Here is a 7,878-nt window from a genome sequence, read left to right on the forward strand (position 1 = left end):
CGGCAGCTCGTCGTACAGGCGGCCCACGGCCACCTCGCGGCCGTCGACGCGTCCGCGTACGCCCCGCCCGGGCACGTTCTCGAAGTGCTCGACGGCCGGCAGCGCCCCGGCGCCGGCCCACTCCCGGCTCCCCTCCAGCGGGGGGACCCCCGTCTCGGCACCGGCGGCGATCGCGCGGGCCACCGGGTGCTCGGAGGCGTGCTCCAGGGCGCCCGCGAGCCGCAGCAGCTCCTTCTCGTCCTCGCCCTCGGCGGCGTACACCGCCTGCAGGGTCATCCGGCCGGTGGTGACCGTGCCGGTCTTGTCCAGGACGACCGTATCCACGCGGCGGGTGGACTCCAGCACCTCGGGGCCCTTGATCAGGATGCCGAGCTGGGCACCGCGCCCGGTGCCCACCATCAGGGCGGTCGGCGTGGCGAGGCCCAGCGCGCACGGGCAGGCGATGATCAGTACGGCGACGGCGGCCGTGAACGCGGCGGCCGTGTCGCCGGTCACCCCCAGCCAGACGCCGAAGGTGCCGAGCGCGATGAGGATGACCACGGGCACGAAGACGGCGGAGATCCGGTCGGCGAGCCGCTGCACCTCGGCCTTGCCGCTCTGTGCGTCCTCCACCAGCCGGGCCATCCGGGCGAGCTGCGTGTCCGCGCCGACCCGGGTGGCCTCGACGACCAGCCGGCCGCCCGCGTTGACCGTGGCGCCGGTGACGCGGTCGCCGGGGCCGACGTCCACCGGCACCGACTCGCCGGTCAGCAGGGAGGCGTCCACCGCGGAGAGGCCCTCCACGACCGTGCCGTCGGTGGCGATCTTCTCGCCGGGCCGTACGACGAACCGGTCGCCGACGGCCAGGGACGCCACCGGCACCCGCACCTCACGGCCCTCCCGCAGGACCGCCACGTCCTTGGCGCCCAGCTCCATCAGGGCCCGCAGGGCGGCGCCCGCGCGGCGCTTGGAGCGGGCCTCCAGGTAGCGGCCCAGCAGGATCAGCGCGACGACCCCGGCGGCCACCTCCAGGTAGATCGTGGAGGCGCCGTCCATGCGGGAGACGGTGAGGCGGAACTCGTCGTGCATGCCGGGCATGCCCGCGTCGCCGAGGAACAGCGCCCACAGCGACCAGCCGAACGCGGCGAGCGTGCCGACCGAGACGAGGGTGTCCATCGTGGCGGCGCCGTGCCGCAGGTTGGTCCAGGCGGCCCGGTGGAAGGGCAGGCCGCCCCAGACGACGACCGGCGCGGCGAGGGTGAGCGAGAGCCACTGCCAGTCGTCGAACTGGAGCGCCGGGACCATGGCGAGCAGCACCACGGGCGCGGCGAGCAGTGCGGAGACGAGCAGGCGGTGCCGGAGGGCGCCGAGTTCGGTGTCCCGTTCGGGGGCGTCCGGCGCGGTCCCGGTCTCGGGTTCGGGCTCCGGCGGCGGGGGTTCCTCGGCGGTGTAGCCGGTCCGCTCCACGGTGGCGATCAGGTCGGCGACCCGGACGCCCGGGGCGTAGGCGACCCTGGCCTTCTCGGTGGCGTAGTTGACGGTGGCGCTGACGCCGTCCATCCGGTTGAGTTTCTTCTCCACCCGGGCGGCGCAGGAGGCGCAGGTCATGCCGCCGATGAGCAGCTCGACCTCGGCGGTGGCGTCCGCGGCGGCGGCTGTCTGCGCGGTGGTGCTGGTCATGTCCGGACTCCAGACATCGGACCGGGCCGTACGGAGCCAGTATGAGCTGGTCGGTACGGCCCGGTCAGGGAAACGGAGGGTCTTCCTCAGGCCTGGCCGGCCAGCTCGAAGCCGGCCTCGTCGACGGCGGCGCGCACGGCCTCCTCGTCCAGCGGGGCCGCGGAGACGACGGTCACCTCGCCGGTCGACGCGACGGCCTTGACCGAGCTGACGCCCGGGAGCCGGGAGATCTCGCCGGAGACGGCGCCCTCGCAGTGGCCACAGCTCATGCCGGTCACCTGGTAGACGGTGGTGACGGAGCCCGGGGTATCGGTGTGGGCGCTCATGTCGTTGCTCCTCGTCGAGGCGTGTGGGGCCGATGGGGTCCACGGGGGAGCCCCATGTTCATCAGACTATACCCCTAGGGGGTATCAATCCAAGGGTGGTCCGTCCCCGGCGTGGTGTCCGCCGGAACGTCTAGCCTTCGCAGGGGTTCCCGGAAGGAGCAGGCATGCGCGCGGTGGTCTTCGAGGAGTACGGAAAGCCGGCCCGGATACGTGAGGTGCCCGATCCGGAACCCGCCGAGCACGGTGTCGTCGTCCGGGTCGAGGCGACCGGGCTCTGCCGCAGCGACTGGCACGGCTGGATGGGGCACGACCCGGACATCGCGCTGCCGCACGTACCGGGACACGAACTCGCCGGCGTGGTGGAGGCCGTGGGCGCGCGGGTGACCGGCCGGCGGCCCGGCGACCGGGTCACCGTGCCGTTCGTGTGCGCCTGCGGCGACTGCCCGTCCTGCGCGGCGGGCGACCAGCAGGTGTGCGAGCGGCAGACCCAGCCCGGATTCCACCACTGGGGTTCCTTCGCCGAGTACGTCGCGCTCGACCACGCCGACGTCAACCTCGTCGCGCTCCCCGACGACATGGCGTACGCCACCGCCGCCGCCCTCGGCTGCCGCTTCGCCACCGCGTTCCGTGCCGTGGTGCAGCAGGGCCGGGTGGCGGCCGGGGAGTGGGTCGCGGTGCACGGCTGCGGCGGGGTCGGCCTGTCGGCGGTGATGATCGCGGCGGCCTCGGGGGCCCGGGTCGTCGCGGTCGACGTCTCGCCCGGGGCCCTCGACCTGGCCCGGACGTTCGGTGCCGCCGTCTGCCTGGACGCGTCCGGCGTGGCCGATCCGGCCGCCGCCGTGCGCGAGCTGACCGGCGGCGGGGCCCACCTCTCCCTCGACGCCCTCGGCTCGCCGGCCACCTGCGCGGCCTCGGTGAACGGCCTGCGCCGCCGCGGCCGGCACGTCCAGGTCGGCCTGCTGCCGTCCGCCGACGGCACCACCCCGGTCCCGCTGGCCCGCGCGATCGCCCTGGAACTGGAACTCCTCGGCAGCCACGGCATGGCCGCGCACGCCTATCCCGGCATGCTCCGGCTGGTCCGCGCCGGCGTGCTGCGCCCGGACCTCCTGGTGACCCGGACGATCGCACTCGACGCGGCACCGGCGGCCCTCGCCGCGATGGACACGGCGCCGGGCGCCGGCGTCACGGTCATAGAGCCCTGGAACTGAGGGCGCCGCTCCCCTCCGGGTGTTCCGCCCCGCCCCCCCTGGCCGGGGTCTAGCACCGCTCCGCGGGGTCGCCTGCCTCCTGGGGTCTTCCGCCCCCGGGGCCCTCCGCCCCTCCGCGGGATCGCCTGCCCCCCGGGGGTTGTCCGCCCCCCGGGGTCTACCGCCGTTCTGCGGGGTCGCCTGCCCCCCGGGGGTTGTCCGCCTCCCGGGGTCTACCGCCGTTCTGCGGGGTCGTCTGTCCCCTGGGGTCTTCCGCTCCCCTGAGGCCCTCCGCCCCCCGGGGTGTTCTGCCCCCGGGGTGTTCCGCCCCTCCGCGGGGTCGTCTGTCACTCGGGGGTTGTCCGCCGCCCCGCGAGGTCGTGTGCCCCCGGGGTCGTGTGCCCCCGGGGTCGTGTGCCCCCGGGGTCGTCTGCCCCCCGGGGTCGTTTGCCCCCTGGGGCCATCCGCCGCCACCCCTGGAGCTGTCCACCCCCCTGGAGCCGTCCGCCTCCCCGGGGGGTCTTCCCCCCGGGGGTCTTCCGACCCCCGGGGCCGTCCGCCGCCCCCGGCCGGCTGCTACCCCGGCCGGTCGTCGGCTCCGGCTGCTCGGCTCTCCTGGCCGGCCGCTTCTCCTCGACCGGTCGTCGGCACCCCGGCAGGGTTCGGCCGTCTCGGCCGGGCTCGGCTCTCCTGGCCGGCCGCTTCTCATCGACCGGTCGCCGGCCCCCCCCCGGCCGGTCTCAGCCGTTCCGGCCGGTCCCAGCCGCTCCGATCAGCCCCAGCCGTTCCGGTCTCGGCCTCAGCCGTTCCAGCTGGCCCCAGCCGTTCCGGTCGGCCTCAGCCGTTCCACCTGGCCCCAGCCGCTCCGATCAGCCTCAGCCGTTCCAACCGGCCCCAGCCGTCCCGGTCGGGCTCAGCCGTCCAGGCGGCCGCGGTTTCGGGGGCGGGAGGCGACCCAGGCGCGGACCGTGTCGGCGTACCAGTACGGCTTGCCCCCCTCGACGTGGTCGGGCGGGGGCAGCAGTCCGTGTTTGCGGTAGGACCGCACGGTGTCCGGCTGCACCCGGATGTGCGCCGCGATCTCCTTGTACGACCAGAGCCTTCGGTCGGTCATGGGTTGCACCTCCCCGCGCGCACCGCGGCGGCGACCGGGGGAGGCCGCCGGGGGGACCGGGCGCTGCGCTGGCGATCACCAAGCCTGTGCCCCCTGGAACGACGCGGAGTGACCGTTGGTGAACGCTTGTAGACGGCGTGTGACCCGAAGTCGGCGGAGCCGCGACATGTGTGACACAAGGGGGGTATTTGTGACGGTGTGGCGACACGGCACTGGTCCGAATGTCCGGACAAAACATTGACAGCGCTCGGCGCGCGGGACTAGAAAGCCGGGGGGAGCCATGACGAAGGGAAGCCGATGGCCTACGACCTGATCACCATGGGGCGGATCGGAGTGGACCTCTACCCGCTGCAGACCGGTGTTCCGCTCGCCCAGGTGTCGTCCTTCGGCAAGTTCCTCGGCGGGTCGGCGACGAACGTGGCGGTCGCCGCCGCCCGCCTCGGCCGGCACACCGCCGTGATCACGCGCACCGGTGACGACCCGTTCGGCGCCTATCTGCACCAGGCGCTGCGCGGCTTCGGCGTCGACGACCGCTGGGTGACGTCCGTCCCCGGCCTGCCCACGCCCGTCACCTTCTGCGAGGTCTTCCCGCCGGACGACTTCCCGCTCTACTTCTACCGGCGGCCCAAGGCGCCGGACCTCGAGATCGACGCCCATGAGCTGGACCTCGACGCCGTCCGGGAGGCCCGGATCTTCTGGGTCACCGGCACCGGACTGAGCGAGGAACCCAGCCGTACGGCGACCCTGGCGGCCCTCGCCCACCGCGCCAAGGCCGGCACCACCGTCTTCGATCTCGACTGGCGCCCCATGTTCTGGTCCGACCCCGGCGCCGCCCGCCCCTTCTACGCCGAGGCCCTGCGCCACACCACCGTCGCCGTCGGCAACCTGGACGAGGTCGAGGTCGCCACCGGCGTACGGGAACCGCATGCCGCTGCCCGCGCCCTGCTGGACGCCGGGGTCGAACTGGCCGTCGTCAAGCAGGGGCCCAAGGGCGTCCTCGCCGTCCACCGCGAGGGCGGGACCGTCGAGGTCCCGCCGCTGCCCGTCACGGTCCTCAACGGACTCGGCGCCGGCGACGCCTTCGGCGGCTCCCTCTGCCACGGCCTGCTGGCCGGCTGGGACCTGGAGAGGGTCATGCGGCACGCCAACGCGGCCGGCGCCATCGTCGCCTCCCGCCTGGAGTGCTCGTCCGCGATGCCGACGCCCGACGAGGTCACGGCCGCGCTCGACGCCGGAGCGGTGCTGTGAGGGCCGGCCGCGTCACGGGCACCCACCACGGGGGCGGCTCCGACCCGACCCCCGCGCAGGCCCCGGGCGCACCCGGCGCCCCGGCGGCCCCTTCCCGGAAGCAGGCCGCCACTCCCCACCAGGGCCCCACGGCCCCTCAGCCGGGCCCCGCGACGAACGCCCCCGGAGAAGACGGCCCCACCGCACCCCACCAGTCCGCCCACCACTACGCCCCGGCCCCCCGCGAAGGCACCGCGGGCCCCCGCGTGGATGTCGGGGAGCTCGTTCGCATTCGTACCCGGCACCCCGAGGCGATCGCCGAGGCCGCTGCCCGGCGGAGCCGGCGGCCCCTGCTGAACGAGAGCGGCCGGCTGATGATCGTGGCCGCCGACCACCCGGCCCGGGGCGCGCTCGGCGTCGGTGACCGCGAGTTCGCCATGGCCAACCGCGCCGACCTGCTCGAACGCCTCTGTCTCGCGTTGTCCCGGCCCGGCGTCGACGGGGTCCTCGCCACCGCCGACATCCTGGACGACCTGCTCCTGCTCGGCGCCCTGGAGCACAAGGTCGTCATGGGCTCCATGAACCGCGGCGGGCTGCAGGGTGCCAGCTTCGAACTGGACGACCGGTTCACCGGCCAACGCCCCGAGGACATCGAGCGCCTCGGCTTCGACGCCGGCAAGCTGCTGCTGCGCGTCGACTACGCCGATCCGGGTTCCCTGACCACCCTGGAGTCCACCGCGCGTGCCATCGACGCCATGGCGGAACGCCGGCTGCCGGTGTTCGTGGAGCCGTTCATCAGCCGCCGCACGCCCGAGGGCAGGCTGGCGAACGACCTGTCCGCCGGGGCGGTCATCCGGTCCCTCGCCATCGCCTCCGGCCTCGGCGGCTCCTCCGCCTACACCTGGCTGAAGGTGCCCGTCACGGAGGACCCCGACGACATGGCCCGGGTGATGGAGACCTCCACGCTGCCGGCCGTCCTGCTCGGCGGGGACGTCGGCGACTCGCCCGGGGACCAGGTCGCCGCGTACGAGAAGTGGCGCGGCGCGCTCCGGCTGCCCACCGTGCGCGGCCTGGTGGTCGGCCGCTCGCTGCTGTACCCGGCGGACGGCGATGTGGCCGCCGCCGTGGACACCGCCGTAGGACTGCTGTGAGGGCCGTATGACCAGCATCGATCTGCATCTGCCCAGGGGCGCCACCGCGAACGCCCGGTACGCCGTCGACATCGGCCCCGAGGCGGCCGGCTGGGCGTACAGCGGTCTGCGCGTCGTGGAACTGTCGCCCGGTGGCAGTCATATGTTCACCACCGGCGACAGCGAGTGGATCGTGCTTCCGCTGGAAGGCGGATGTACCGTACAAATTGAGACTGCGTCAACCGAGCAGCACGAGTTCCAACTCCTGGGCCGGGACAGCGTGTTCAGCGGGGTCTCCGACTTCGCGTACGCGCCCCGGGACGCCCGGGTCCTGATCGCCTCCGGCGCGGGAGGCCGCTTCGCCCTGGCAGGAGCGAAGTGCGAGCGACGACTCCCCGCCCGCTACGGCCCCGCGCCGGAGGTCCCCGTCGAGGAGCGCGGCAGCGGCGGCTGCGCCCGCCGGGTGCGGGGCTTCGCCGCAGCCGACTCCTTCGACTGCGACAGGCTGATCGCCGTCGAGGTGGTCACCCCCGGCGGCAACTGGTCGTCGTACCCGCCGCACAAGCACGACGAGCACCGGCCGGGCGAGGAGTCGGTGCTGGAGGAGATCTACTACTTCGAGATCGACGGCCCGAACGGTCTCGGCTACCAGCGGGTGTCCCCCTCCCGGGAGGGCGGCTCCGACGTCCTCGCCGAGGTCCGCTCCGGCGACGCCGTCCTCGTCCCCGACGGCTGGCACGGCCCGTCCATCGCCCAGCCCGGGCACGACATGTACTACCTCAACGTCATGGCGGGCCCGGGGGAGACCCGGGAGTGGCGGATCCGCTTCCACCCCGACCACACCGACACCGCAGGGGGCTACCGATGACGATCCGGCTGACCGTCGCCCAGGCGCTGGTCCGCTTCCTCGCCGCCCAGTACACCGAGCGCGACGGCGAGCGGCGGCGGCTGATCGGCGCCACCTGGGGCATCTTCGGGCACGGCAACGTCGCCGGCCTCGGCCAGGCACTGGTCGAGTACGCCGACGTCATGCCGTACCACCAGGGCCGCAACGAGCAGTCCATGGTGCACGCGGCGGTCGGCTACGCCCGCCAGTCGAACCGGCTGTCCACGCACGCCGTGACGACGTCGATCGGGCCCGGCGCGACCAACCTCGTCACCGGCGCCGCCCTCGCGACCATCAACCATCTGCCGGTGCTGCTCCTGCCCGGCGACGTCTTCGCCACCCGTCCGGC

Annotated in this window: 8 protein-coding genes; 5 read left to right on the top strand and 3 right to left on the bottom strand. The window is 74.3% G+C overall.

Annotated elements, in window-relative coordinates:
- Positions 1–1,659 (bottom strand): heavy metal translocating P-type ATPase (locus tag IE312_RS34005; protein ID WP_229900759.1); only part of this gene is annotated, 1,659 nt, incomplete at its 3' end.
- 86 nt (positions 1,660–1,745) lie between these two features.
- The gene (locus IE312_RS34010; RefSeq protein ID WP_189986087.1) at positions 1,746–1,985 is read right to left on the bottom strand and encodes a heavy-metal-associated domain-containing protein; all 240 of its coding nucleotides are present in this window, start codon (positions 1,983–1,985) and stop codon (positions 1,746–1,748) included.
- A 164-nt stretch (positions 1,986–2,149) separates the two neighbouring features.
- Between IE312_RS34010 and IE312_RS34015 the strand changes: the two genes are divergently transcribed.
- On the top strand, positions 2,150–3,193 hold the full coding sequence (locus IE312_RS34015) for a zinc-dependent alcohol dehydrogenase family protein (RefSeq protein WP_189986088.1): 1,044 nt from the start codon (positions 2,150–2,152) through the stop codon (positions 3,191–3,193).
- An 892-nt stretch (positions 3,194–4,085) separates the two neighbouring features.
- On the opposite strand, the gene IE312_RS34020 is transcribed toward IE312_RS34015, so the two are convergent.
- A complete protein-coding gene (locus IE312_RS34020; RefSeq protein WP_189986089.1) occupies positions 4,086–4,286 on the bottom strand; it encodes a helix-turn-helix transcriptional regulator in 201 nt (66 codons plus the stop codon).
- 297 nt (positions 4,287–4,583) lie between these two features.
- Here IE312_RS34020 and iolC point away from each other — a divergent pair, with 297 nt between their 5' ends.
- The 4 genes from iolC to IE312_RS43080 form a co-directional block, all read left to right on the top strand.
- The gene (iolC, locus tag IE312_RS34025) at positions 4,584–5,534 is read left to right on the top strand and encodes a 5-dehydro-2-deoxygluconokinase (protein ID WP_189986090.1); all 951 of its coding nucleotides are present in this window, start codon (positions 4,584–4,586) and stop codon (positions 5,532–5,534) included.
- A 245-nt stretch (positions 5,535–5,779) separates the two neighbouring features.
- A complete protein-coding gene (locus tag IE312_RS34030; RefSeq protein WP_189986123.1) occupies positions 5,780–6,664 on the top strand; it encodes a Cgl0159 family (beta/alpha)8-fold protein in 885 nt (294 codons plus the stop codon).
- Positions 6,665–6,671: 7 nt separating this feature from the next.
- The gene (gene iolB / locus IE312_RS34035; protein ID WP_189986091.1) at positions 6,672–7,511 is read left to right on the top strand and encodes a 5-deoxy-glucuronate isomerase; all 840 of its coding nucleotides are present in this window, start codon (positions 6,672–6,674) and stop codon (positions 7,509–7,511) included.
- Positions 7,508–7,878: thiamine pyrophosphate-binding protein (locus IE312_RS43080; RefSeq protein ID WP_268254389.1), on the top strand; the 371-nt coding region annotated here is incomplete at its 3' end. The genes iolB and IE312_RS43080, both read left to right, overlap by 4 nt.

Origin of the sequence: Streptomyces capoamus (assembly GCF_014654935.1) — a bacterium.
Taxonomy (GTDB): Bacteria; Actinomycetota; Actinomycetes; order Streptomycetales; family Streptomycetaceae; genus Streptomyces; species Streptomyces capoamus.